Consider the following 1,396-nt stretch of genomic DNA (forward strand, 5'->3'; position numbering starts at 1 on the left):
GCCCGAGGTACTTCGGCTTCTCCTTGGCGATGAAGGCCTGGACCGCGATGGCGTGGTCCTCCGACGCGCCCGCCTTCCCCTGGAGCTCGTCCTCCTTGTCCAGCGCCTCGTCCAGGGAGTGGTCCGCCGCGTAGGCGAGGGACTCCTTCAGCGCGGCGTAGGCGAGGGTCGGGCCCTCGGCCAGGGCGCGGGCGACCTTCTCGGCCTCGGCGGCGAGCTCGTCGGCGGGCACGACCTTGTTGGCGATGCCCAGGTCGTACGCCTCCTGGGCGGTGATGTTGCGCGGGAAGAGCAGAAGGTCGGCGGCGCGGCCCGGGCCGACCACGCGCTGGAGCGTCCAGGAGACGCCCGAGTCGGCGGTCAGGGCGACCCCGGCGAAGGAGGTGTTGAACTTGGCGGTGTCGGCGACGACGCGGTAGTCGGCGGCGAGCGCGAAGCCGAGGCCCGCTCCGGCGGCGGCGCCGTTGACCCCGGCCACGACGGGCTTCGGCATCCCCGCGAGCGCGCGGACTATGGGGTTGTAGTGCTCCTTGACGGTGCTCATCGTCTGCCCCGTACCGGCCTCGCGGTCCGCCATGAGGGAGCCGATGTGCTCCTTGAGGTCCTGGCCCACGCAGAAGGCGCGCCCCGTGGCGGTCAGCAGGACGGCGCGCACGGCGGGGTCGTCGGCGGCGGACCTGAGCGCGTCCCGCAGGGCGGCCTTGGCCTCCGTGTTCATGGCGTTCATGGCCTCGGGCCGGTTGATCGTGATCGTCGCGAGTCCGCCGCTGACCTCGTAGAGCACGCTGTCGGCCATGGTGAGCCCTTCCGTTTGTCCGGTACGTGGGCCCTCAGCATGACGGAGATCATCGGGCTCCGGCACGAGGGCGGATATGTGACCTGCGTCTAACAATTGTGGGCCCCCGGAGCGCGGGGGGCGGCGAAGTATCGCAGGCACATCGCCGAATTGGGTGGTTTTGCGGGCGCGCGTTGCCCAAGCGATGCCGACTGATGTTGGTCATCGGGTCCCGCCATGCGGGATAATGGCCTGGAAGCAATATGTTCGATGCCGGTGACACCTGGGTTGTCGGCTGCGATGAGCTGGTTTCAGGAAGGGGAACGAGCATGGCGGCCATGAAGCCGCGGACGGGCGACGGCCCGCTCGAGGTGACCAAGGAGGGGCGGGGCATCGTCATGCGCGTTCCGCTCGAAGGCGGCGGACGACTTGTCGTCGAACTGACTCCGGACGAGGCCGACGCGCTCGGCGACGCCCTGAAGAAGGTCGTCGGCTGACGCGGAAGCGCGCCCAAACTTTTCACTGCCCCGGATCACCGACTTGATCCGGGGCAGTGCTGTTTTCTGGCCTGGGGGCCTTGGGGGGCTCGTTGGGTGCAGCCGTTCGGGGCCCTTTCAGGGC

At 69.6% G+C, this 1,396-nt stretch carries 2 protein-coding genes; one reads left to right on the top strand and one right to left on the bottom strand.

The features are described 5' to 3' along the window. On the bottom strand, window positions 1-796 hold a 796-nt coding region (locus tag AB8Z36_RS40270; RefSeq protein WP_369218311.1), incomplete at its 3' end, for an enoyl-CoA hydratase/isomerase family protein. A 308-nt stretch (window positions 797-1,104) separates the two neighbouring features. Here AB8Z36_RS40270 and AB8Z36_RS40275 point away from each other — a divergent pair. Then, window positions 1,105-1,272, top strand: coding sequence for a DUF3117 domain-containing protein (locus tag AB8Z36_RS40275; RefSeq protein WP_003966491.1), 168 nt, complete (start codon window positions 1,105-1,107; stop codon window positions 1,270-1,272). Window positions 1,273-1,396: the final 124 nt, after the last annotated feature.

Origin of the sequence: Streptomyces flavofungini, from assembly GCF_041028215.1 — a bacterium.
Taxonomy (GTDB): Bacteria; Actinomycetota; Actinomycetes; order Streptomycetales; family Streptomycetaceae; genus Streptomyces; species Streptomyces flavofungini_B.